At 60.2% G+C, this 23,294-nt stretch carries 19 protein-coding genes; 12 read left to right on the top strand and 7 right to left on the bottom strand.

Annotation, left to right across the window (positions count from 1 at the left end):
* Positions 1-42 precede the first annotated feature (42 nt).
* The 3 genes from yjiA to AC0V2S_RS02990 form a co-directional block, all read right to left on the bottom strand.
* Positions 43-1,020, bottom strand: coding sequence for a GTPase (gene yjiA, locus AC0V2S_RS03000; RefSeq protein WP_475508446.1), 978 nt, complete (start codon positions 1,018-1,020; stop codon positions 43-45).
* Positions 1,021-1,110: 90 nt separating this feature from the next.
* Entirely contained in the window at positions 1,111-1,314 is a 204-nt protein-coding gene (locus tag AC0V2S_RS02995) for a YbdD/YjiX family protein (protein WP_108098596.1), read from the bottom strand.
* 49 nt (positions 1,315-1,363) lie between these two features.
* The gene (locus tag AC0V2S_RS02990; protein ID WP_475508445.1) at positions 1,364-3,430 is read right to left on the bottom strand and encodes a carbon starvation CstA family protein; all 2,067 of its coding nucleotides are present in this window, start codon (positions 3,428-3,430) and stop codon (positions 1,364-1,366) included.
* A 421-nt stretch (positions 3,431-3,851) separates the two neighbouring features.
* On the opposite strand from AC0V2S_RS02990, the gene AC0V2S_RS02985 reads away from it, so the two are divergent.
* Genes AC0V2S_RS02985 through AC0V2S_RS02975 form a run of 3 tightly spaced genes read left to right on the top strand, consistent with a single transcriptional unit; the run spans position 3,852 to position 9,773 of the window.
* Positions 3,852-5,675 (top strand): ShlB/FhaC/HecB family hemolysin secretion/activation protein, encoded by a 1,824-nt coding sequence (locus AC0V2S_RS02985; RefSeq protein WP_475508444.1) that lies wholly within the window; start codon positions 3,852-3,854, stop codon positions 5,673-5,675.
* 31 nt (positions 5,676-5,706) lie between these two features.
* A complete protein-coding gene (locus AC0V2S_RS02980; protein WP_475508443.1) occupies positions 5,707-6,144 on the top strand; it encodes an ESPR-type extended signal peptide-containing protein in 438 nt (145 codons plus the stop codon).
* Entirely contained in the window at positions 6,030-9,773 is a 3,744-nt protein-coding gene (locus AC0V2S_RS02975) for a hemagglutinin repeat-containing protein (RefSeq protein WP_475508442.1), read from the top strand. The genes AC0V2S_RS02980 and AC0V2S_RS02975 overlap by 115 nt, the downstream gene beginning before the upstream one ends.
* A 101-nt stretch (positions 9,774-9,874) precedes the next feature.
* Here AC0V2S_RS02975 and AC0V2S_RS02970 read toward each other — a convergent pair whose 3' ends face one another.
* Complete coding sequence (locus tag AC0V2S_RS02970; RefSeq protein WP_475508441.1) at positions 9,875-10,381, bottom strand: DUF3015 domain-containing protein; 507 nt, start codon at positions 10,379-10,381, stop codon at positions 9,875-9,877.
* Positions 10,382-10,536: 155 nt separating this feature from the next.
* Between AC0V2S_RS02970 and AC0V2S_RS02965 the strand changes: the two genes are divergently transcribed.
* The 3 genes from AC0V2S_RS02965 (at position 10,537) to AC0V2S_RS02955 (ending at position 14,352) form a co-directional block, all read left to right on the top strand.
* Positions 10,537-11,730 carry a DUF3142 domain-containing protein gene (locus AC0V2S_RS02965; protein ID WP_475508440.1) on the top strand — a complete coding sequence of 398 codons (1,194 nt, stop codon included), beginning with the start codon at positions 10,537-10,539 and terminating at the stop codon, positions 11,728-11,730.
* Positions 11,717-13,912, top strand: a complete 2,196-nt coding sequence (locus tag AC0V2S_RS02960) for a hypothetical protein (protein ID WP_475508439.1) — start codon at positions 11,717-11,719, stop codon at positions 13,910-13,912. Before AC0V2S_RS02965 ends, AC0V2S_RS02960 begins: the two co-directional genes overlap by 14 nt.
* Positions 13,913-13,983: 71 nt before the next feature.
* Complete coding sequence (locus AC0V2S_RS02955; RefSeq protein ID WP_475508438.1) at positions 13,984-14,352, top strand: PilZ domain-containing protein; 369 nt, start codon at positions 13,984-13,986, stop codon at positions 14,350-14,352.
* 122 nt (positions 14,353-14,474) lie between these two features.
* Here the strand turns inward: AC0V2S_RS02955 and radA are convergent, their stop codons facing one another.
* Both radA and AC0V2S_RS02945 read right to left on the bottom strand, forming a co-directional pair.
* Positions 14,475-15,842 carry a DNA repair protein RadA gene (gene radA, locus AC0V2S_RS02950; protein ID WP_108098591.1) on the bottom strand — a complete coding sequence of 456 codons (1,368 nt, stop codon included), beginning with the start codon at positions 15,840-15,842 and terminating at the stop codon, positions 14,475-14,477.
* Between the two features lie 62 nt (positions 15,843-15,904).
* Positions 15,905-16,153, bottom strand: coding sequence for an HP1242/YdcH family protein (locus AC0V2S_RS02945; RefSeq protein ID WP_475508437.1), 249 nt, complete (start codon positions 16,151-16,153; stop codon positions 15,905-15,907).
* Positions 16,154-16,313: 160 nt separating this feature from the next.
* Between AC0V2S_RS02945 and mscL the strand changes: the two genes are divergently transcribed.
* Positions 16,314-16,730, top strand: coding sequence for a large-conductance mechanosensitive channel protein MscL (gene mscL, locus AC0V2S_RS02940; protein WP_108098587.1), 417 nt, complete (start codon positions 16,314-16,316; stop codon positions 16,728-16,730).
* A 743-nt stretch (positions 16,731-17,473) separates the two neighbouring features.
* Here the strand turns inward: mscL and pdxR are convergent.
* Positions 17,474-18,970, bottom strand: coding sequence for a MocR-like pyridoxine biosynthesis transcription factor PdxR (gene pdxR, locus AC0V2S_RS02935; protein ID WP_475508436.1), 1,497 nt, complete (start codon positions 18,968-18,970; stop codon positions 17,474-17,476).
* A 166-nt stretch (positions 18,971-19,136) separates the two neighbouring features.
* Between pdxR and AC0V2S_RS02930 the strand changes: the two genes are divergently transcribed.
* The 5 genes from AC0V2S_RS02930 (at position 19,137) to AC0V2S_RS02910 (ending at position 23,156) form a co-directional block, all read left to right on the top strand.
* Positions 19,137-20,024 carry a transporter substrate-binding domain-containing protein gene (locus AC0V2S_RS02930; protein ID WP_475508435.1) on the top strand — a complete coding sequence of 296 codons (888 nt, stop codon included), beginning with the start codon at positions 19,137-19,139 and terminating at the stop codon, positions 20,022-20,024.
* Between the two features lie 237 nt (positions 20,025-20,261).
* The gene (locus tag AC0V2S_RS02925; protein ID WP_475508434.1) at positions 20,262-20,903 is read left to right on the top strand and encodes an amino acid ABC transporter permease; all 642 of its coding nucleotides are present in this window, start codon (positions 20,262-20,264) and stop codon (positions 20,901-20,903) included.
* Between the two features lie 12 nt (positions 20,904-20,915).
* Positions 20,916-21,578, top strand: coding sequence for an amino acid ABC transporter permease (locus AC0V2S_RS02920; RefSeq protein WP_475508433.1), 663 nt, complete (start codon positions 20,916-20,918; stop codon positions 21,576-21,578).
* Positions 21,571-22,359, top strand: a complete 789-nt coding sequence (locus tag AC0V2S_RS02915) for an amino acid ABC transporter ATP-binding protein (RefSeq protein WP_475508432.1) — start codon at positions 21,571-21,573, stop codon at positions 22,357-22,359. The genes AC0V2S_RS02920 and AC0V2S_RS02915 overlap by 8 nt, the downstream gene beginning before the upstream one ends.
* Before the next feature lie 35 nt (positions 22,360-22,394).
* Positions 22,395-23,156 carry an SDR family NAD(P)-dependent oxidoreductase gene (locus AC0V2S_RS02910; RefSeq protein WP_475508431.1) on the top strand — a complete coding sequence of 254 codons (762 nt, stop codon included), beginning with the start codon at positions 22,395-22,397 and terminating at the stop codon, positions 23,154-23,156.
* Positions 23,157-23,294 lie beyond the last annotated feature (138 nt).

The raw sequence follows: 23,294 nt of genomic DNA, 5'->3' as shown, positions 1-23,294 counted from the left end.
ACACTCTGAAATCGCTTCGCGAGCTTGCTCGCGAAGCTTTTTTCAAACCGCTACCACCTCGGCAAACCCCGCGCGAATCTGCTCTTCCGGCAATTGATCGCCAATAAATACAATCACGCTCTCCCGCACATCGCTCGCTGCCCACTCGCGGTCCCAATCGAACCCGTACAAGCGCAGCACGCCTTGAAACACCATGCGCCGCTCGTCTCCGGCAATATCCAGCACGCCCTTGTAGCGCAGCAACGAATTGCCGTGCTCTTCCAGCAGGTTCTCCATAAATGCGCTGAGCTTGTCGATATCCAGCGGCTGCTCGCTCTTCAGCACCAAGGTGCCAATGCGGTCCGGACTGGCCGTCGGCGTCAGCGGACGCAAACTGATGGTCGCCGGCAGGTCAGCATTCAGGTTGAAGCCGCGCACATCCAGCAGCTCGGCCAGATCGATGCGACCGTGCTCCACCACGCGAATCGGCGCGCGGCGGTTGATCCGCCCCAGGCGCTGCACCAGCGCATCGTAATGGGCGTCGTCCACCAGATCGCGCTTGCTCACCAGAATACGGTCGGCAAACCCGACTTGCGCCTGGGCAATCGGTTCGGCCAGGTGGCGCTCGGCGTTGGCGGCGTCCACCAGGGTGATGATGCCGTCGAGCACATAGCGCTCGCAGAGTTCTTCTTCGGCGAAAAAGGTTTGCGCTACCGGCGCCGGGTCCGCCAGGCCGGTACATTCGATCACCAGCCGGTCGAAAGCCAGCTCGCCGCTGTCCAGGCGGTCGAGCAGCAGGTACAGGGCTTTTTCCAGCTCGACGTGAATGGAGCAGCACACGCAACCGTTGGCCAGCGTCATCACCTGCACCGGCTCGTTGCCGAGTAATTGGCCGTCGATAGGGGTGTCGCTGAACTCGTTTTCAATCACCGCAATCTTCAGGCCGTGCTCGGCCTTGAGGATATGGCGCAGCAGTGTGGTTTTGCCGGCACCGAGAAAACCGCTGAGCACGGTGACGGGAATGGGTGTGGGAGTGGCCATAAAGAAACCTTGAAGGCTGCATACCGAAAATAAACGCGCCACGACGAGCGTGGCGCGAAGGTGCTCTTTAAAAAAGAGTGCGAGTGGTGCTTAGCAGCAGCGAATCGGCCGCCCCTTGCCACCACCGTAACGGGCTTCCTGACGCTCGCGGAAAAATTCCTCGTACGTCATCGGCACCGTGTCCGGGTGTTTGTTGGCCATGTGCTCGACGTAGTTGTCGTAGTCGGGCATGCCCACCAGCATGCGCGCAGCCTGCCCCAGGTATTTGCCCATGCGACTCAGGTCATTGAACATGGTCTGTCCTCAATAAATCGGGCCGGCTTGGCGCCGGCCCGCGTCCACATCAAATGTGTGGAATGGGTTCAAACGGGGTTTCCTTGTCGCTGCGCTCTGGGCGCACCCAAGCTTCACGACCGACCTTGATGGCATAGAACAGCACGCTGAATACCACGAACAGGAACAGCACCGTGAGGGTGGCGTTGGTGTACGCGTTGAAGATCACGTGCTGCATCTGCTCGGCGTCTTTGGCTGGCGCAATCACTTGTCCTGCCGCCAACGCATCGCTGTACTTGCGACCCAGGGCCACAAAACCCACCGCCGGGTTGCTGTCGAACAGCTTGATCAGGCCGGCGCTGGTGGTGCAAATCAGCAGCCAGGCAGCCGGGAAGATGGTGACCCAGACGTACTGTTGACGCTTCATTTTGATCAGCACCACGGTGCCGAGCATCAGGGCGATACCGGCGAGCATCTGGTTGGAGATACCGAACAGCGGCCACAGGGTGTTGATGCCACCCAACGGATCGACCACGCCCTGGTACAGCAGCCAGCCCCACATCGCGACGCAACCGGCGGTGCCGATAATGTTGGCGGCCCAGGAGTCCGTCTTGCGTAGCGCCGGCACGAAGTTGCCGAGCAGGTCCTGCAGCATAAAGCGTCCCGCGCGGGTACCGGCGTCTACGGCGGTGAGGATAAACAGCGCCTCGAACAGAATCGCAAAGTGGTACCAGAACGCCATGGTGTTCTCACCCGGCAACACCTGATGGAGGATTTGCGCGATACCCACCGCCAGGGTCGGCGCGCCACCGGCACGGGCCAGAATGGTGGTTTCACCGATATCACGGGCGGTGGCTTCGAGCGCCTCCGGCGTAATCATGAAACCCCAGCTGCTGACGGTGGCGGCCACCGACTGCACGTCCACACCCACCACGGCGGGTGGGCTGTTCATGGCGAAGTACACGCCTGGCTCGATCACCGACGCGGCAACCATGGCCATGATGGCGACGAACGATTCCATCAGCATGCCGCCGTAACCGATGTAACGCGCATGGGATTCACTGGCCAGCAGCTTGGGCGTAGTGCCCGAGGAGATCAGCGCGTGGAAGCCCGACACTGCACCGCACGCAATGGTGATGAACAGGAACGGGAACAGACCGCCTTTCCACACCGGACCGGTGCCGTCGACGAACTGGGTCAGCGCCGGCATTTTCAGGTCAGGCATCACGAACAGAATGCCCAGCGCCAAGGCGATGATGGTGCCGATTTTCAGGAAGGTAGACAGGTAATCACGCGGCGCCAGCAGCAGCCACACCGGCAATACCGACGCCACCGCACCGTAGCCGATCAGCATCCAGGTGATTTGAATACCGGTAAAGGTGAACACCGGCGCCCACTCTGGGCTTGCAGCCACTTGGCCGCCCAGCCAGATGGAACCCAGCAGCAGCACCAGGCCGACAACTGAAATTTCACCGATGCGGCCCGGGCGCACGTAGCGCATATACAGGCCCATCATCATGGCGATCGGGATGGTCGCCATCACGGTGAACATGCCCCATGGGCTCGATGCCAGGGCTTTCACCACGATCAGCGCCAGCACCGCAAGGATGATGATCATGATCAGGAAGGCGCCGAACAAGGCGATGGTGCCCGGCACTTGGCCCATTTCTTCCCGCACCAGCTCGCCGAGCGAACGGCCGTTACGGCGCGTGGAGATAAACAGCACCATAAAGTCCTGCACCGCACCGGCGAAAATCACCCCGGCAATCAGCCAGAGCGTGCCGGGCAGATAGCCCATCTGTGCGGCGAGCACCGGCCCGACCAGGGGGCCGGCGCCGGCGATGGCGGCAAAGTGGTGACCGAAGAGGATGTGTTTGTTGGTCGGAACGTAGTCCAGACCGTCGTTGTTCAGTACAGCGGGGGTCGCGCGGTTAGGGTCCAGCTGCATCACCCGGGTGGCGATAAACAGGCTGTAGTAGCGGTACGCAACCAGATAGAGGGCCACAGCGGCCACCACTATCCACAAGGCATTGATGGCTTCACCGCGGCGCAAGGCCACGACTCCCAAGGCACCGGCGCCCACTACTGCCAGCACTGCCCAAGGCAGATGGCGTAGGACGCTATTGTTATTGTTCATGGAAAACTCCGAATGGATGGACGTACAAGCGGCCTTTCGAGTTTAGACGCTTCTGTGAGGACAGGTATCCGACGATGGTCTACCGGCAACGGGCGCAGGCTAGCGCCCTTTTGTTTAAGGGCCTCAATTCAATGCCATGTTTTAAACTTCCTGTATCAATGAAGGAATATTCCGAGGAACTTTAAACAGCCCCCCCAAAACACCTTGCACATCCGCTATCACAAGGGTTCCGCTGAAGAAAACCACTTAATTTTTTCGAAGCGAATCACTTACACCAACACCAGCCATCCTCCTCACCCGAAACCTGCACTCCCCGTACACGGTTGTAGTCTCGGACCTACAACTTTGAGCGAAGGGAATTCTATTTACCCAATATTCAGTAAGTAACAATGCAGCTCTAATCAATTGCGAACGCCCACCCATGAAGCCGGATATCGATAAACCTCGTTATATTTCCCCCCGCCTCCTATACCGACGCGTCATGGCGTCGTTGACTTCCTCGAAAAGCGGCCAGCGATTCACCTGCACCACTACGGCGTTTATGGCGAGTCTTTTTTGTGCCGTATCATCTTTGCAGTTCGCGCACGCAGATACGCCCCCCACGCCCGTCAGCCCCGCCGTGCGCGAACTGGACCTACAAAATAAACAACGCCAGCAAGAGGAGATCAATCGCCAACTGGACCGAAACCGTCAGGGTTCGGCGGTGCAAGTTATCCCCTCACTTGCGCCCCCCGACAGTGCGCCAGTCGAGAGCGGGCCCAAGTTTTTGATTAAAACTATAACCGTGGATGCCGGCGACTATACAGGCGTGGCAGTCGATATAGCGGACATTCTGAAAAATTACGAAAACCACGAATTGGGTAATACCGAATTATTCGAGCTTATTCGCAGCGTTACCAATCGTTATGCCGAACGCGGGTATTCCACCACCACAATAAGTCTTGTGCCAAAAAACATGAAACAGGGCAGCGTGGAACTGAAAGTTAATTGGGGTTTGGTAGAAGGCTGGCTCATCAATGGGGCACCACCTGAAGGCGCCTATAAAAAAATGGTGGCCACATTCGCCATGCCGGGCGTGGTGGGCAAACCATTAAATATTCATCAGGTCGACCAGATGGTCGAAAACCTCGATAACGCGGCCAAAAGCGCCCGTGTCGATATTCAGCCATCACCTCGCCTCGGCCACTCCTACCTCAACCTCGTCACCCAGGAAAAGCCGCAAACCATCACCCTGCGCGCTGATAACTCGGGGCTCGGCAGCCCAAGTAACGGCCGCTACCGCTACAGTGCGTCCACCAGCCTGAGCGACCTGCTGCTGGGCAACGACACCCTGGCGCTGAATGGCAGTACCCGACGTTATCAGTTAGATGAAAACAACTCCGAATATAACGCCGGCGTCAGCTACTCCATCCCCATTGGTTTTTCCCAGATAGACCTGCGGTTTAACCACTCGCAATATGAAAAAGCCCTAACCGGCGGCAATTACGGCGATTACAACAGCAGCGGCAATTCGCAAACATACAGCGCCAAATTCAGCCATGTATTGATGCGCGAGAAAACCGAGAAACTGTCGGCATCGGCAGAACTGGAACACAAGGAAAATGCCAACTACCTGGAAGACGCTTTCCTGCAAACGGGCAGCAACCCCTATACCAATCTGGCATTTGGCCTGGAACACGTCACCCAGTTTATCGGTGGCTCCCTATATTCCGACGTTACGTTCAATCAGGGAATTTCTGCCTGGGGTAGCGAACAAGCGGCTTACAAGAAAAACAAACAACGCAAACACGTTCAGAAAGTTAAATTCAATACCGCGTGGTCGCGCCCACTCACCTGGCTGGATCAGAACTTTAACTTCGCCTCACGTATCGGCGGCCAATACTCAAAAGACAACCTGATAACTTCCGAACAATTGAGTATTGGTGACGAGTTCACCGTTCGCGGTTTTCACGGCCCGGCGCTCTGGGGTGACCAAGGTATTTATATATCCAACACGCTGAGCCTGCCGCTGCAACTTCTCGGCGGCACGATAACGCCGCAGGTCGGCCTGGATTCCGGTTACGTAAAAGATGTGGCGTATTCGCAAAAAAACGGCGGCATTACCGGACTTGCTCTGGGTGCCAGCGGAAGTTGGCGCTATGGCGGAGCCTCGATAACGCTGGGCTTGCCTTTATCCATGGACAAAGTTTTGAAAGAAAGTACGGACCCTTCGGTGCTGTACGTAAGCACTTATCTGAACTTCTGAACTTTTAACAACTTCAAACAGGGTTATAGAGATGAACAAGCACTGTTATCGCCTTATCTTTAGCAAAACATTGGGCTTTCTGATTCCCGTCGCCGAAACCTGCTGCGCTGCGGGCAAACCGGGGCAAACCCGAGCACCGTCCGCGCCCGCGTCGAGGCAGGCGCGCTGGCTATTAAAGGCGCTGCCGTTGGCCCTGATCGGCGTTCTGCCCTACACGCGTGCCGAAATCGTGATCGCCCCTGCCCAGCGCGCCAGCATGGCGGTGTCGGCCGGTGGCGTGCCGGTGATGGAAATCAACAAACGGGTCTGGAGGTTGCCGCATTCAAAGGCGTCTATCCGCTCTACACCAGCCGCGTGTCGTATAACAAAGACGCGTTTTTCGGCTCGGAGTATCTGTTCGACAAACTTGGCTATAGCCCCGACAAAACCGTCACGGTGCTGGGTGATGCGTACTTTGATAACGAACTGATCGTGCGCACCGTCGAAAACTCGGTTGGCAATTTCTTCACCACGGACCGTCAACTGAGCGGCACCGGCCTGGTTCAAAACCTGCTGGACAGCGCCGCCAGTCAAATGGCCAAACTGGGGCTGGAGATAGGCAAGCCGTTGACCCAGGAACAGTACGAGAAGCTGGACGGCGACATCGTCTGGTATGAACTCCAGGAGGTAAACGGCGTTACCGCATTGGCACCCAAGGTCTACATCAGCAAAAGTACCCTGTTGGCGCGTCAACGCGATCAGAACAACGGCGGCATGATTACCGCCCAGGATGTGCTGATCGATGCCACGGCAGTGGACAACATCAATGGCGTTATACGCGGCACCAACGACACCCTGGTTTACTCTGAAACCGATATCAACAATGTCTCCCAAGGGGGCACCGACACCGGCATCTACGGTGGCGAGCATGGCCGCCTGACAGTGGCCGCCGAAGGCAAGGTGCTCAACCAGGGCGGCAATATGCAGGGCTTCGAACAAACCGTGGTCGGCGGCGAAGGTGTGACCAGCACCGCCACCACCGGTTTTAACGAAAAAGGCGACCTGGTGGTACGCAACAACGGCATATTCGGCGTGGGGCTAACCCTCACCGACAAGGCCGACGACAGTGCAGCGCCTAAGGCGGGCAGTGACGTCACCGTAGCAGCAGCGCCAACGCAGCCGGACGCGTTGGAAATGCCAGCGGATGGCGACGATGATAGCGACGCAGAAACGCAACCGGCGCCAGTGCCTACCGTAGCCGAAGCCGAAGCCCCTAAGGCGCCGCCCAAGCCCGATGTGCGGGCGATTTTCGAAAATGCCAAACAACAGTCGGCAGCAGGCGCGGTGGCCGACGATGCCGTGTCGTCGGTAGCGGTGATTTCCGGCGGCGACATTAACTTGATCGGCGCCCACACCGTCGCCAACAACGTAACCCTGCAAGCAACGGGCGATCTGAATATGCAGGATATTCATGAGGTCAAATCTGACTTCACGTCCAGCACCGAGCACGGTTTACTCAGTTACCAAACCACCCGCACTACCACCGCCAGTGCAACCTCCAAAAGCAATGATATCAATGCCGACAACCTGACGATCAAAGTGGGCGGCGATTGGAATGTCACAGGCAGCAATGTCAATGCGCAAAACAGCGATGTGTCGGTGGTAGGCGATACGACCGTCGCCGCTGGCAAAAACGCCGCCTATTACGAAGAAGTACAAAAAACCATGCAAGTGATGGCCGGCGCCAGCGCAGGCTCCAACGGTAAAGAGGCCTCAGGCAGAGCCAGCAAATTCGACACCCAAGAAGCGGCCACTGGTGCCTCTGCGTTCGAGCTTTCCGATCAGGACCTCAACCAACACGCCGGTGCAGCTTCCGGTGCCAACCAGAACCGTGGAGATACGGTCGGCACTCGCTACCGGATTGGCATCGAAATCGTAGACACCAAGGAGACGATACAAGACACCGTCTATACCAACTCTCAGTTGAACCTGGGCAGTGGCACTCTGCGAGTCGGTGGCACCTTTGACCTTGGCGGTGCCGATATCAACTCCGGCCATCAATTAACCGCTGCAGATCGCGCCAAGATGAGTGCCGACGAGTTGGCAGCAGCCAAGGCGGCCATGCCAACCCTTGCCATCACCGCCGGTGATATCCAAAGCACCAAGTTCGAAGACTCACACAAACAAACCTTCAGTCGCGAAGAGACATTTGTTGGGTATAACCACGAGACCCATTCCTCACTCCTCAATATTTCTTCCAACATCCAGAAGACAGCTGACAAGGCAAAGGAGGGTATGGAAATAGATGGCGCACTGACCGCTGTGGCACAGGTTGGCAATGTTACCCAAGCAGTGTTCGGTGACGCGGTAGGTATGAGCGGCACGTTGGGTGTTACCCACACCAAAACCACAAGCGAGGCGCAAAGTACCTCCGAAAATATCAACCAGATTGGCGGCAATATCAGCCTGACTACCACCAAAGGCGATATCAATTTGAAGGGGGTCAATATCCAGGGTGGTTCGGTGGCACTCGACTCCGCAGCAGCCATCCACCAGAGCGCCGCGCAGGCCAGCGGCAGTGCCAAGAGCAGCACCGATATTCATAGCGCTGGGGTAACTGGCGCCGTGAGCGCCGGACCTATGGGCGCAGGGCTCGGCTTATCGGCAGGTGCCAGCGGCAGTTACGACAGAAGTGAAGATAGTTTCACCAGCTATACCAATGGTGTGATTAGTGGCGCCGATGTCACCATCCGTGCCAAGGGTGACCACACCATGGAGGGCGCTAACATTGAGGCCGGTTCACTGAACTACGACATCGGCGGCAACCAGATCATTACCAGCAAGCAGAACGTCGCCACTATGGAGCACGAGCGCGGCAATTGGAGTGCTTCAGGCGGCATCGCCATTGCCACGCAGGGAGTCGTGCCTGTCGCCAATGCTTCTGCATCGGGTGGCAAGGACTACGACAACAGTAAACTGACCGCGCAACAGTCTGGCATCAAGGCGAACTCGATGAACCTGCATGTCGGCGGTGATCAGAACCTGACCGGTGCACATATCATCAATAGCTCTGGCCAGGGTTCGTACCAGGTTGATGGCACGCTTACGGCAACCACCCTTGCTGACTATCGCGACAAAGATGGCGGCTATGGCGGCGGTGGCGGTGGGATTAGCAAAACCGGCTTGCCTAGCGTCATCGTCGAAGTCGGACGGGTTGACCAGGTGAAGTACGAGGCCACCCAACAAACCACCATCGATCTGGGCGGTATGGCGATGAACGTGGACGGCGGTGTAGTGGGGACCGTTAACCATGACGCCAGCAAGTTGGTCGACGTAACCAAAGACAAGAAAGTGGCGGGCACCGACATCAAAGTCGAAATCTCCATCCCGTCCTGGGGCAAGGATAAGAAAAGCAACAAGGTCGCGCCGGCACCCGATGCGGATGTACCAACAGTACGACCAGTTGCAGACGGGGACACCCCGAGCACGCCGCGGCCAACCACCCCGATAGCCTCCGAGACGGAGCCAACCCTGGTACGTCCGGCGCCGGATTCCCCGACACCACCGCACAGCCCAGACACCCCGGCAACCAAACCGGCACAGGCGGCAGATAACGCGCCGAGCACTTCGAAGCCGGCAGTTGATACGGTGGACGGAGCGTCCAGGCCTGCCCAGGACACCGAGGCAGCTAAACCGGCACAGGCGACAGATGACGCGCCGAGCACTGCGAAACCTGCAGTTGACGTGGTGGACGGAGCGTCCAGGCCTGCCAATGACACCAACGCACGGCATATGACGGCGGCCATTACAGCAACCGCGCTGAAAAGCGCCCTGGCCCTGCTCAACAGTCCTGATCGGGCTGATCAGGCAGCAATCGCGAATAAGCCGGTACAAGTCAAGATCCGTGGTGCAGATGGCAAAGTGATCGTCCACTCGGTTAAAGACACTAACACCCTGATAGCACTGCACGGCCAACTGGTGGTGACCGGTGAACGTGCAGAAGGCATAAACGTCGGCAGCCCTATGGGCCAAAGCTCCAGCCTATATATCAAATTGGTGCCACAACCGGGTGGTGGCTTTACCACCACCTTTACCCCTACCAAGCCTAAACCGCTGTAGCTAACTCGGCCGCTGTCATGTGGATGCCAGCGGTCACCTAAACCTCGCAAATAAAAAGGGCTGGAATTCCAGCCCTTTTTTTGTGCCTGCGATTTAACCGATTACGCGGGTTGTTTTGCGTAGCGCGCCAGCTGCGAATCTTTGCTCATCACATCCAGGGTGTTGGCCAGCACTTGCTCGCTGGTCACGTCCGCCTTGGAGAAGATGGTGTCGAAGTTGGCGTGGGTGACCTGGGCAAAATGCGCACGGTCGTCTTTCTCCACACCCAGTAAGGTGGCGTAGGCATCCAGTGCTTCGCCCTGGCCTTGAGCCATGTCTTCAGCAATGGAATCGAGCATGCCATTCATGGCCAGCATCGAGCGGCCGCCGTAGCCCAGTTTTACGTGGGAGTCGCAGCCGTTGGTGCCAGAGGTGAGGCCGAAGGTGGCGTTACCCGAGGTGCCGTTGGTGGTGGTGGCCAGCAAGTGCGGCGCCAGCCCGCGCTGTCCTTCGAAGAGCATATTGCCCCAGCCGCAACCACCCCCACCTGCCTGATCGGCCTGGGCCGCAAAACTGGTGGCGCCAAGAATCGCCAGGGTCAAAACCTTGCCAAGCAGTCGCTTATCCATGTCTGCGCTCCGCAGTAAGTTGTTTTTAAACGCTCTTGCAGCTTTGGTGACACATACCCCCCTGTCAAACCAGCGCCGGACGACCGGTAGGCTTGGCACGCCGTCAGCGCTGATGGCACCATGCCGCGCTGCCTTCGTGCTCCGAGCCATTTCCCGTGTCTGCCTTGCTGCCCCTCCGGCGTTTCCTGGTGTTCCTGTTGGCCTTGCTGACCCTGGCCGGTTGCGAACGGCCGCCCGCCGTCGCCCTGGATCAGCAGGTGTATATCTGGCAACGGCAATGGCGCCCGGCCCATGCCCAGGCGCTCGCAGCCAGCCACGCAGACTTTTCGACCTTGCGGGTTCTGGCCGCCCAGGCGCACCCCGGCGAAGGCTGGATTGCACCGCGAATCGACCACGACTTGCTGCGCCAGGACGGCCGCCCGCTGATTGCCGTGATTCGCCTGGACGGGCAATTGCCGAGTCTGGACAGCGCCGCCATCCGCCAACACATTCAGACCACCGTACGCAGCTGGCAGGCCAGCGGCCTGAATCTGCGCGGTGTGGAAATCGACCATGACTGCGCCAGCAGCCGCCTCAATGCCTATGCCGAGTTGCTGCATGCCGTGCGCGCCGAGCTGCCGGCCGAGCTGGCCCTGAGCATTACCGCCCTGCCCGCCTGGCTGAGCAGCCCGGCCTTGCCAGCCGTGTTGCAGGAAGTGGACAGCTCGGTATTGCAGGTGCACGCCGTGAGCCGCCCCGAGGCCGGCTTGTTTGATGCTCCACAAGCGCTGCGCTGGGCCAACGCGTATGGCGCCGTCAGTAGCAAACCCTTCCACCTCGCCCTGCCCGCCTATGGTGTGGCGCTGACCGACAACGGCGACGTGGAAAGCGAAGCGCCGCTACCGCAAAGCGGTGCCCGCCGGGAGTTGCAGGCCAAGCCCATCGAGGTCGCCAAGCTGCTGCGCGATATGCAGGCTGCGCCCGTCCCGCAACTGGCCGGCTTGATCTGGTTTCGCTTGCCGTTGGCCGGTGACCGCCGCGCCTGGCCACTGGTTACCTTGCAAGCCGTGCTGCACCAGCAACCGCTGCGCGGCGATCTGCAGGTGACGGTGCAGCAACACGGTGAGTTGTATGAGCTGCGCCTGGTGAACTCCGGCAACCTGAGCGCCCCGTTGCCGGCTCGCATACATAACGACACCGCCAGTTGCGAAAGCGGCGACGGCGTCCAGGGCTATCGCCTGCACCGCGCACCCAACACGCTTGAATTTATTCGCCAACCGCCCGGTCAATTAGCGGCGGGCCAAAGCCGTGCGCTGGGCTGGTTGCGTTGTTCACAGCTGGATCATGGAGGATTTCGTGTCTCGTCTTAACTTGCCTCGCTGTTTGCTCGCCGTTGCCGTGGCCACGGTATTGACCGCGCCTGTCGCCATGGCCTGCGGCCCGGACTACCCGCTGCGCTTGCTCGGCGACCGGGCGCGCAGTCTGCAGGAGTTGCCCGAAGGCAACTTCAGCTTCGAGGCCGGACGCCTGGCCGTGGATACGCCCGCGCTGAAACAGGCGGCCCTCTTCGACGGCGAAACGCCCTGGTACGCCGAGGGCGAGCGCGGCCAGAAGAAAGCCGAGCCGCAAGGCCTGACGTCCGAGCAGGCGGCCAAGATCAAAGCCCTGCGTACCCTTACCGACCCCGCCCAAGCCGAACAGGCCGGCGCCGAGTTACCCGCCGAGCTGCGCCTGTACACGGCCGGCGCCGTGGCCTTTACCCAAGGCGATGACGCCAGCGCCCAAGCCTATTTCCAGAAAGTGCTGGCCCTGCCCGCCAGCGAACGCCCCTTGCGCAGCACCTGGGCCGCCTATTCACTGGGCCGCAGTCTGGTCCGGGGCGCGGATGCAGCCCGCGACGGCGACCTGAGCGACGAGCAGCTTAGAAAAGCCCGGCAAGCGGACATCGAGGCGGCCAAGCAGGCCTTTCGCCTGACCCGGCAACTGGCCCTGGACGGCGCCAGCGACCCTCTGGAGCTGGGCATCGCCAGCCTCGGCGAAGAGGCCCGGCTGGCCCTGGATGCCGACGACTGGTCCACGGCCATCGGCCTGTATGCCAGCCAGCTGAAACTCGGTTCCACCACCGGCTACAGCTCGATGAAGCAACTGGCCGTACAGCTCACCCAGATGCCTGAAGCGCAACTGGTTCCGCTGTTGCAGCAGCTGCCGGTGCAGCAATTGCTCACGGCTTATCTGGTCACCCATTCCGGCTGGTCGTACGGCGAACAACCCGGCGGCGAGAAAGCGCTGGTGCAATTGCTGCAACGCAACGCCATCGCCAACCTGGCCAACGCCGATCGGCTGGCCGCCTTGAGCTATCAATTTGGCGACTATGCCGCCACCGCCACGTTTCTGGAACACGCCGCCGATAACGGCATGACCTGGTGGCTGCGGGCCAAAATGGCCCTGCGCAGTGGCGACAAAGCCAGCGCCCAGGCCGCCTATGCCAAGGCCGCGCAAGCCTTCCCCGAAGACGAAAGCTGGGGCTGGCGACGTGACCTCGACTGGAATGGCGAAACCCTCAAACCGCGCTGCCGGGTCGAGGGCGAAGGCGCCATTCTGGCGCTGGAACGTGGCGAGTATCTGGAGGCCTTTGAGGCGTTGTACCGCAGCGGCTATATCTACTGGGCCGACACCGCCGAAGTGGCCGAGCGCGTGCTGACCACCGACGAACTGAAAACCTTCGTCGATGCCCAGGTACCCGCGCCGCCGCCCATCGCCACGCCGCCAGAACCCTTTGCGTACCAACCACGGCCGGTAGCCGCCGAGCTGCGCCAATTGCTCGGCCGCCGCCTGCTACGCGAGGGCCGTTACGACGAGGCGCCGGCCTACTTCTATGAACTCAGCACTCAAGCCGCCGCCCGCGAATACGGCCAGGCGCGCCATGCCGCTGCATCACGCTGGACCGACACCGGCAAAGCCGAGGCGCTGTACCAGGCCGGCAAGCTCGCGCGCCGCCAGGGCATGGAGTTGCTCGGCTACGAAATGTCGCCAGATTTCGCCTGGTTCGACGGCCTGTATTCGCTAGACCGCGTGCAAACCCAGGAGCCCGGCGGCCTGCTCAGTCGCGGTGAAGCCGACCGGCAGAACGCCAACCTGGCGCAGCCGAACAACCGCTACCACTACCGCTGGATTGCCGCCGATCTCGGCAGCCAGGCGGCCGACCTACTGCCCCACACCAGCCAAGCCTTTGCCGCCACCTTGTGCCACGCCACCGGCTGGATTCAGTGGAGCGACCAGGACGTGGCGCAGAGCCTATACCGCCGCTACGTCGAAAACGGCCCGGCCGTGCCCTGGGCGACCAATTTCGGCAACCAGTGCCCGGAGCCGAGGTTCAACACCGTCGACAGCGACCTGCGGCAACTGCGCCTGGACGACCTGCGCCGCGCCGCCCGCCCGTACAAAGGCTGGCTGTTCGGCCTGGCGCTGGTGGCCGGCATCGTGGCGGCTGGATATTGGCGCAAGAAGCGCCGCATCACAGTTCAACCATCCGACCCATCGCCGGGGCCGTAGCCTTGTCTATAGTGATGGAACCGAACTGCCCCGATGAACTCGGATAGTCACTGCCAACTGGAGCCAACCCCATGAGTGAGTCAACCAACGAGCGTCGGCGCTTTCAGCGCATTGCCTTCGACGCCAGCACCGAAATCGCCCAGGGCGATCAGCGCTGGACGGTTGAACTGCACGACCTGTCCCTCAAAGGCCTGCTGGTGCAGCGGCCAGAAAACTGGAACGGCGACGCCGCGCAGACGTTTGACGCCAACGTGCGCTTGAGCCCCGATGTACATGTGCGCATGGAAGTGGCGCTGGCCCGCGACGCAGGCGGGTTGCTCGGCTTTGAATGCCGACATATCGACCTGGATTCGGTGAGCCATCTGCGCCGGCTGGTGGAGTTGAATCTGGGTGATGAAGATTTGTTGGAGCGGGAGTTGGCGTCGTTGGGCGAGACCTAACACCGATTTCGCTCCTCACGCAGAAGTAGGTTGGGTTGAGCACCGCGAAGCCCAACTGGACTTGGCGCAGATCGTAATGTTGGGCTTCGCTGTGCTTAGCCCAACCTACGCCTCGATAGCCGTTACTCGAACAACGCATCCAACGCCTGCTCCAGACGCGTCACGGCAATAATCTGCAACCCCGCCGGCGCCTCTTTCGGGGCGTTGCCCTTGGGCACGATCGCGCGTTTGAAGCCGTGCTTGCCCGCTTCCTTCAAGCGCTCCTGGCCACTGGGCACTGGCCGCACTTCACCCGACAACCCCACCTCGCCAAACACCAGCAAGTCATGGGGCAACGGCCGGTTGCGCAGGCTGGACATCACTGCTGCCATCAGCGCCAGGTCCGACGCGGTTTCCATCACCTTCACCCCGCCCACCACGTTCAAAAACACGTCTTGGTCATGGGTGGGAATGCCGCCGTGGCGGTGCAGCACCGCCAGCAGCATGGCCAGCCGGTTCTGGTCCAAACCAACCGTCACCCGCCGTGGGTTGGCCAGATGGCTGGTGTCCACCAAGGCTTGCACCTCGATCAACATCGGCCGCGTGCCTTCCCAGGTGGCCATCACCACGCTGCCCGGCACTTCTTCCTGGGCGCGGGTAAGAAAGATGGCCGACGGGTTGGACACCTCCTTCAAACCCCGGTCCGTCATGGCGAACACGCCCAGCTCGTTCACCGCACCAAAGCGATTTTTCACCGCCCGCAGCAAACGATAGCGGCCGTCGGACTCGCCCTCGAAATACAGCACGGTGTCCACCATATGCTCCAGCACGCGCGGGCCGGCCAGCGCGCCTTCCTTGGTCACATGACCCACCAGGAAAATCGCCGTACCACTCTGCTTGGCATAGCGCACCAGCAAGGCCGCACTCTCGCGCACCTGGGCGACGCCGCCGGGCGCTGATTGCAGTTGTTCGGTGAAGATGGTCTGGATGGAGTCGATCACCATGACCTTGGGTTTTTCGATCTTGGCGGTGGCGATGATCTGCTCGATGCAGGTTTCGGTCATCACCTTGAGCTTGTCTTCCGGCAAACCCAGACGGCGGGCGCGCATGGCCACCTGTTGCTGGGATTCTTCGCCAGTGACATACAGCGCCGGCATACGGATGGCGATATTGCACAGGGTTTGCAGCAGGATGGTGGACTTGCCGATACCGGGGTCACCGCCGATCAGCACCACCGAGCCATCGACCAGGCCGCCGCCGAGCACGCGGTCCAGTTCGGCCGAGGCCGTGGAGAAGCGCGGCATTTCTTCCACGCTGACTTCGGCCAGGGTTTTGAGCTGCGCCTGTTGCCCAGCCCAACCGGCACGACCGCTGGCGGCGGTTTCGCTGCCAACCTCGATCATGCTTTCCACCAGGGTGTTCCAGGCGCCGCATTCGCCGCACTGGCCGGCCCATTTGGGGAAGGTCGCACCGCATTCGGTGCAGCCATACATACGCTTGGCCTTGGCCATCTCAACCCCCTCGCCGAAAAGCGCCGATGATAGCTCAGCTACCGGCGCCGGTGGTCCGGGCGTCAGCCTTTACTGGCGGCCTGCAGCAGCCTGGCGATCTCCAGGTTGAGTTTTACCCGTTCATTCTTCAGCGCCTTGAGCGCCATATCGTCCATGGCCTGGCGGCCGTCCTCGACCTGAAAGATCTGCTTATCCAACGCCGTGTAGTCGGCAGCGAGCTTGCTGAAGTGTGCGTCCTGGCCCAGCAGCCGTTGCAACTCGCCCTGAAACTCGGGGAATTCCTGATGCAGCGGGTGGTGTTCGAGGGTCATAAGCCGTCTCCTGTCGCGGTGGGTGGATTGACCCTTACAGCCTAGACCAGCGGCAAAATCGGGGAACACTCAGCGCCCAGGCCGGTCACTTGAAGCTGGGAGTGGTTAAAGCGCTGCTCTACACTGCCTCCAAATATCATCAGTAACAGGGAGTCCATCTATGAGCATACTCAGCGAATTCAAGGCCTTTGCGGTCAAGGGCAATGTCGTCGATATGGCGGTCGGTATCATTATTGGCGCGGCGTTCGGCAAGATTGTGTCGTCGTTTGTGGGCGATGTGGTGATGCCGCCGATTGGCCTGTTGATCGGTGGCGTGGATTTCTCTGATCTGGCGATCACGTTGAAAGAGGCTGTGGGTGACAAGCCGGCGGTGTTGCTGGCGTATGGCAAGTTTTTGCAGACGTGTCTGGATTTTGTGATTGTGGCTTTTGCCATTTTTATGGGGGTGAAGGTGATTAACAAGTTGCATAAGGAACAGGCTAAGGCGCCGGCTGCTCCTACCGCCGAGGTGGTTTTGTTGACGGAGATTCGGGATTTGTTGAAGACCGAGCAGGTGGATAAACAGCCGCCGGTTTGATGGTTTTTTTAGGTGGCGCTTCGGCGCCATTGTTGGCTTTTGGATTTGTGTTGGTATTCGTTGGCGCGTGCGCTGGGCGTTTTTGTTTCGCGCCTTACGCGCGAGTTTCTTTTGGCATTGCCCCAAAAGAAACCAAAAGGTCTAGCCCCCACCTGGGGTTTTCACTGCGTGAAAACTTCCCTCGCTACGTCGTCGCTCCAGGGGCCGGGCTGAGGGCCATCCTTGGCCCCATCCCTCTCCGCGGCTCCAGGCCGCTTCGACCCCTTACGCAACGACTACGCTCGGCCTGGCGCTAAAGGGGCGGGTAGATCACAAGCGACAGATCAAATGCCCCTCTCCCCCGGCCCCTCTCCCGCACGCGGGCGAGGGGTGACGTAGAGCGAAAAATCCACTCCGATCTGCCCCCTCTCCCGCTTGCGGGAGAGGGTTGGGGTGAGGGGCTGTTGATCTGTTTTTGATCTGGCTTTTGACCTTGATCTGCCCGCCCCTTTAGCGCAGGCCGAGCGGAGTCGTCGTGGAAGGGGTTGAGCGGCAGGAGCCGCGAAAGGCAAAGACGGGCCATGGATGGCCGCGTTTTGCCGACCCCTGGAGCGGCGACGGAGCGAGGGAATCCGGAGCGCAGCGGAGGACCCAGGTAGGGGCAAGCCGTTTTTGGTTACTTTTTAGGGCGACTGCTAAAAAGTGACTCGCGCGTAAGGCGCGAAACAAAAACGCTCAGCACCCGCGATAACGAATACCACCACCTACATCCGCTCTAACACCTCAGCCAGCACACCGATGCCAGGCCGAATCCGCTCAGCATCAATCGCATGAAACCCCAACCGCATAAAATTCACCGGCACATGCTGCCCAAAGAAAAACTGCGCCCCGGACTCAATCAACACACTCTGCTGCGCCGCCGCCCACGCCAATTTCTGCGTATCCACCCCCTCCGGCGCCGCCAGCCAGAACGCACTCGCCCCCGGGCTACCCACATGCTCACACCCCGGCAAGTCTTCACGTAACGCGGCACTCAATGTCTCCCGCCGCCGCGCATGCTCTTCGCGGAAGCGGCGCAGGTGCGCGTCGTAATGCCCCTGGGCGAGAAACTCCGCCAGCATCCGCTGGTTGTTCAACGGCGGATGCCGGTACATCAGTCGCCGCAATGCGCGAAGCTCGTCGATCAGCTCGGCATCGGCCACCATGTACCCCATGCGCAACCCCGGCGAAAACGCTTTCGAAAGGCTGCTCAAGTAAATCACCCGCCCCTGGCTATCGCTGGCTTTCAGCGCCGGTTGCGGATGGTTGTCCAGGTTCAGTTCGGCGTCGTAGTCGTCTTCGATCAGCACCTGGTCGTGCTCACGAATCTGCCGCAGCAGTTGCCCGCGTCGTTCGGGGCTCATGGCGATGCCGGTCGGCACTTGGTGGCCGGGGGTGACGTACAGGTATTCGCAGTCGTTCAGGCGCGAGTCGACCACCAGGCCCTCGCGGTCGATGTCTTGCAGCTGCACCTGCGCGCCTTGCAGGTCGAAGATGCTCAGCGCGTCGCGAAAGCCGGGGTTTTCCACTGCGACTTTTACGCCTTTGCCCATCAACAAGGTGGCCAACAGGTACAGCGCGTTCTGCGAACCCAGGGTGACCAGAATTTCATCGGCCCGCGCCCAGATGCCGCGTTTGGGCAGCACGCGGGTGCGCAGTTGTTCGATGAGCATTTCATCGTCGCGGTCGAAACGGTCGCGCAGCCAACCCTGGTCGCGCTCGCTGCGCAGGGTGTTGCGCGACACTTCGCGCCAGCGCTCCAGCGGAAACAGGTCGCGAATCGGCTGGCCGTAGACGAAGGGGTAGGTAAAGCCCGGCCAGTTGCTCGGGCGCAGCACGCCATGCTTCAGGCTGGGCTGCATCTTGAAGCGCGCAGCCCAATTCGGTGCACGTTCCTCGCCGCCGTCATCGTTATGTTCGGGTTGGCGTTGCGGCGTCATGCGCAGCACGCTGTCGTCGAAGTCGGCGCCGCAGTAGTCCGGGTGCAGGTAGTAGCCGCTGCGTGGGCGGCTGACGAGGTAGCCGTTGTCCAGCAGGCTTTCGTACACCAGCGCCACGGTGTTACGGGAAATGGAGAGCTGTTGGGACAGCTTGCGGCACGAGGGCAACGGCTCGTCCGCGGGGAAGCCGCCGCCGAGAATGGTCGACACCAGTGACTCGCGCAGTTGCTCCTGAAGGCCACGCTGGTGGTCGAAATCCAGATGAAACAGGTGATCGATCATGGTGGGTTTTCTCGCTTGCCGACCGATGAGCTTTGCAATTCGCGCGCCATGGTTTTGGCCCCGCAGACTGGCCAGTGGAATGGCCAAATCTGTCCCTATCCCCTCGCTTCGACGCCTCTCTATGGTGAGTGCCAGCCACCTTGAAACGACAACTGGAGCAGCACGTATGAAGCACACGAACAACGGTTCGCTGGCCCTCAAATCGCTTGGCCTGTTGCGCAAGCTGACCCTCGCCACCCTGGTACTCAGTGCCCCATTTGCCCACGCCGACCTTGACGACGTGAAGAGCAAAGGCGTGCTTACCGTGGCTACCGAAGATGACTACGCGCCCTTCAACTACATCGTCGACGGCAAGCCGGAAGGCTTTCACAAGGAGCTGCTGGAAGACCTGGTCGCTTACGCCAAGGAACAGAAAATCGATGTGAAGCAGGACATCCTGCCGTGGACCGGTCTGCTCGCCTCGGTGTCGTCCGGCCAATACGATGTGGCCTTTACCGGCGCCCTGGTCACCGATGAGCGCCTGCGCGTGTTCAACTTCACCCCGCCGTTCGCCAGCGCCCAGCACTATTACGTGAAGCGCGCCGACGACAAGAGCCTCAGCGATATCGCCAGCCTGTGCGGCAAAACTGTGGGCGTGCAAGCCGGTAGCGCCCTGCTGGCGCGTTTGCCAGAGCTGAAGGCGATGATGAAAGAAAAAGGCTGTGAGATGGGCAAAGTGGTGGAGTACCAATCCTACCCAGAGGTGTATGCCGACCTGGCCAACGGCCGCCTGGATTACGCGGTCAACGCGCTGATCTCGGTAAATGATTTGATCAAAACCCGTGGCGATACCTTCGCCAAAGGTGTCGCGGTTTCCGGCCCTGGTTTTGCGGCCTGGCCAATGCCGAAAAACAGCCCAGAGCTGCTGAAGTTCCTCACCGGCTTTATGGACAAAGTGCGCGCCAATGGCCGCCTGGCTGCCCTGCAAACCAAGTGGTTTGGTGAAGCGTTCCCGGATATGCCGAAAGAGCCGATCACCAATGTTGAGCAGTTTCATAAATTGGCGGGGATGTAAGTATCCACACCGTCGTCCCAGCGCAGGCTGGGACCCAGAATTGCCCGGCGAGCGCGGTTCTCCTGACAGATTCTGGATCCCAGCCTGCGCTGGGATGACGGTGGGTTGGTTGGGTCTCGTCTCTAAAGCCTCCCCCTCTCACACCTGGCCCCCGCTTTGCTTCTGTTTCCCCCAAGCCTTACAAACCCCTCACGGTCTGGCTCGCATCAACCCCGTTTTTAACTAAGGAGCCGAGGCATGAACGGTCAAGCCTGGTTGTTGCTGTTGGAAGGCGCCTGGACCACCTTGTGGCTCTGTGGCATCGCCATTTCCATCGGCGTTGTGCTGGGCCTTGGCATCGCGCTGGTGCGCATGGCCAAGATCCCTTTCGTTGATCAAATTCTGGTGCTGTATATCAGCCTGGCCCGCGCCACGCCGCTGGTGACCTTTGTGCTGTTTCTGTTTCTGTCGGCGCCGATGTTCGGCATCAACATGAACCGCAACACCGCCGCCATCGTGGCCATGACGTTGAACACCGCCGCCTTCAATGCCGAAATCTGGCGCGCGGCTTTTATCAGTTTCTCCCGCGATCAACGTGAAGCCGCGCTGGCCTGCGGCATGACGGGCGGGGTGTTTTTCCGCCGCATCATGCTGCCGCAGATGATCACCAGCAGCCTGCCCGGCCTGGTCAACGAGATGTCGTTTCTGATCAAGGGCAGCCCGGCCATTGCGGTGATCGGCATCGTCGACCTGACACGGGTGACCAACCGGATTTCCGCCGTTACGTACGAGCCGTTGCCGCCGATTCTGTGCGCTGCCTTGCTGTACATGCTGATCATCAGCGTGCTGCTCAAGCTGCAGGCGATGGCGGAAAAGAAAGCCAACCGACTGGCCATGTAGGGGCGACGCACCATGACCGAATGGACGATTTTGTGGGAAGCCCGCGACACCTTTATCAACGGCCTGATCGGCACCCTGGTGCTGTTCGTGTTGTCGACCGTCTGCGCCTTTGCGCTGGGGTGCCTGGCGGTGTATCGGCTAGAAGCTGGCGACCGGTTTTCCACCGTGATTCGCGTGTTGATGAACCTGATGCGCACCTTGCCGTTTCTGATCCTCGCGTACCTGCTGTACTACGGCCTGCCGCAACTGGGTGTGCGCATGGACGCCTGGACCGCCGGCTTTATCAGCCTGATCATTTATCACGCTGCCTACTTTGCCGAGATTCTGCGCGGCAGCCGGCTGGTGATGCCGGCCGGTTTGGTGGAGGCGGCACTGGCCCATGGCTTTACGTCGGGGCGGCTGTTCTGGCGGATTATCTTGCCGCAGCTGGTGATCAAAACCCGGCCGCTGCTGGGCAACCAGTTGATCATCGCCCTCAAAGACACCGCGTTCCTCACCATCATCACCGTGCAGGAACTGACCGCCGCCGCAAACTCGGCGCAGTCCACCTACTTCATTCCTACCCAGGCGTTTGTGCTGGTGATCATCCTGTATTGGCTGATCAGCATCTGCCTGGAACTGGCACTCAAATGGGCCGGCCGCTTCGGCGCCAAACGAGGTTTTGACTATGTCTGAATCAACCGCTGCGTCTAATACCGATGCCGCACCTGCCGTCAGCATCAAGCGCATGTCCAAGAGTTTTGGCGATATCGAGGTGCTGCGCGATATCGACCTTGAAGTTAAAAAAGGCGAAGTGGTCAGCGTGCTGGGCTCAAGCGGCTCGGGTAAATCCACCATGCTGCGCTGCATCAACTGGCTGGAAGTACCGGACCGCGGCACCATTCATATCGCCGGCGAGCGCATCGGCGTTAACGAAGCCGCCGGGCGCAAAATGAACAACAAGGAACTGGCCACCCTGCGCGCCAAAACCGGCATGGTGTTCCAGGGTTTCAACCTGTGGCCGCACCTGACGGTGATTCAGAACGTGATGGAAGCGCCCATTTACGTAAAAGGCATGGCCAAGGATCAGGCCCGCGCCGTCGCCGAACAGCTGCTGGAAAAGGTCGGCATGAGCGAGCGCAAAGACGCTTATCCCTTTACCCTGTCGGGCGGGCAGAAGCAGCGCGTGGCCATTGCCCGCGCGCTGGCCATGAGCCCGGAAGTGATATTGTTCGACGAACCCACCTCAGCGCTGGACCCCGAGCGGGTCGGTGAAGTGCTGCAGGTGATGAAGAATTTGTCGGGCGAGGGCTACACCATGATCGTGGTCACCCACGAAATGGAATTCGCCCGCGCCGTGTCGGACCAGGTGGTGTTTCTGGAAAAGGGCCTGATCATTGAAAAGTCGGCGCCCGACAAATTCTTCAGCAACCCGGAAACCGAACGGGTGCGCAAATTTCTCGAGCTGTCGAACTGACCGCTCCATCAAGTCGCCGTGAAGACGAGGTAAACATGAGCAAGGTGGTATTTATCACAGGGGCAACGTCGGGTTTTGGCCGGGCTACCGCGCGGCGTTTTGCCGAAGCGGGTTGGTCGCTGGTGCTCAGCGGGCGCCGTGAAGAGCGCCTGATCGAGCTGCAGAACGAACTGGCCGCCAAGGTGCCTGTGCATATTGCGGTGCTGGACGTGCGTGACTCTGCCGCCGTGCAGAAGATGGTCGACGATTTGCCTGAAGGCTTTCGCAACGTACGCAGCCTGATCAACAACGCCGGGTTGGCACTGGCGCCGGAGCCGGCGCAAAAGGTGGCTCTGGAAGACTGGCACACCATGATCGACACCAATATCACCGGGCTGGTCAACGTGACCCACGCGGTGTTGCCGAAGCTACTGGAAACAGGCGCGGGCGCGAGCATCGTCAATATCGGTTCGGTGGCCGGTGAATGGCCGTATCCGGGTGGCCATGTGTATGGCGCGAGCAAGGCGTTTGTTAAGCAGTTCAGCTACAACCTGCGCTGCGACCTGATTGCGACCGGTGTGCGGGTTACCGACATTGCGCCGGGGATGGCCGAGACTGAATTTACGTTGGTGCGTACCAAGGGCAATCAGGCGGCTTCCGATGCTATGTACGGCACGACTACGCCGTTGAGTGCTGAGGATATTGCTGAGCAGATTTTCTATGTGGCGAGTCTGCCGGATCACATCAACATCAACCGCTTGGAAATCATGCCGAGTCGTCAGGCGTGGTCGGCGTTTGCGGTAGATCGGGATAAGTAACTTACAGCGCAAACATCAAAAGCCCCTCACCCCAACCCTCTCCCGCAAGCGGTAGAGGGGGCCTGACCGAGGGAAGTCGACGCCCTTCGTCACCCCTCTCCCGCGTGCGGGAGAGGGGTCGGGGGTGAGGGGCCGTTG

The organism is Pseudomonas sp. CC11G, from assembly GCF_056174845.1.
Note: the sequence above shows the minus strand (reverse complement) of the source record. Positions and strands in the feature narration are given on the sequence as shown.

What these genes read in the sequence shown, in the direction of transcription:
- yjiA (WP_475508446.1), bottom strand. Translation starts at nt 1,020, where the DNA reads ATGGCCACTCCCACACCCATTCCCGTCACCGTGCTCAGCGGTTTTCTC.
- AC0V2S_RS02995 (WP_108098596.1), bottom strand. Translation starts at nt 1,314, where the DNA reads ATGTTCAATGACCTGAGTCGCATGGGCAAATACCTGGGGCAGGCTGCG.
- AC0V2S_RS02990 (WP_475508445.1), bottom strand. Translation starts at nt 3,430, where the DNA reads ATGAACAATAACAATAGCGTCCTACGCCATCTGCCTTGGGCAGTGCTG.
- AC0V2S_RS02985 (WP_475508444.1), top strand. Translation starts at nt 3,852, where the DNA reads ATGAAGCCGGATATCGATAAACCTCGTTATATTTCCCCCCGCCTCCTA.
- AC0V2S_RS02980 (WP_475508443.1), top strand. Translation starts at nt 5,707, where the DNA reads ATGAACAAGCACTGTTATCGCCTTATCTTTAGCAAAACATTGGGCTTT.
- AC0V2S_RS02970 (WP_475508441.1), bottom strand. Translation starts at nt 10,381, where the DNA reads ATGGATAAGCGACTGCTTGGCAAGGTTTTGACCCTGGCGATTCTTGGC.
- AC0V2S_RS02955 (WP_475508438.1), top strand. Translation starts at nt 13,984, where the DNA reads ATGAGTGAGTCAACCAACGAGCGTCGGCGCTTTCAGCGCATTGCCTTC.
- radA (WP_108098591.1), bottom strand. Translation starts at nt 15,842, where the DNA reads ATGGCCAAGGCCAAGCGTATGTATGGCTGCACCGAATGCGGTGCGACC.
- AC0V2S_RS02945 (WP_475508437.1), bottom strand. Translation starts at nt 16,153, where the DNA reads ATGACCCTCGAACACCACCCGCTGCATCAGGAATTCCCCGAGTTTCAG.
- mscL (WP_108098587.1), top strand. Translation starts at nt 16,314, where the DNA reads ATGAGCATACTCAGCGAATTCAAGGCCTTTGCGGTCAAGGGCAATGTC.
- pdxR (WP_475508436.1), bottom strand. Translation starts at nt 18,970, where the DNA reads ATGATCGATCACCTGTTTCATCTGGATTTCGACCACCAGCGTGGCCTT.
- AC0V2S_RS02930 (WP_475508435.1), top strand. Translation starts at nt 19,137, where the DNA reads ATGAAGCACACGAACAACGGTTCGCTGGCCCTCAAATCGCTTGGCCTG.
- AC0V2S_RS02925 (WP_475508434.1), top strand. Translation starts at nt 20,262, where the DNA reads ATGAACGGTCAAGCCTGGTTGTTGCTGTTGGAAGGCGCCTGGACCACC.
- AC0V2S_RS02920 (WP_475508433.1), top strand. Translation starts at nt 20,916, where the DNA reads ATGACCGAATGGACGATTTTGTGGGAAGCCCGCGACACCTTTATCAAC.
- AC0V2S_RS02915 (WP_475508432.1), top strand. Translation starts at nt 21,571, where the DNA reads ATGTCTGAATCAACCGCTGCGTCTAATACCGATGCCGCACCTGCCGTC.
- AC0V2S_RS02910 (WP_475508431.1), top strand. Translation starts at nt 22,395, where the DNA reads ATGAGCAAGGTGGTATTTATCACAGGGGCAACGTCGGGTTTTGGCCGG.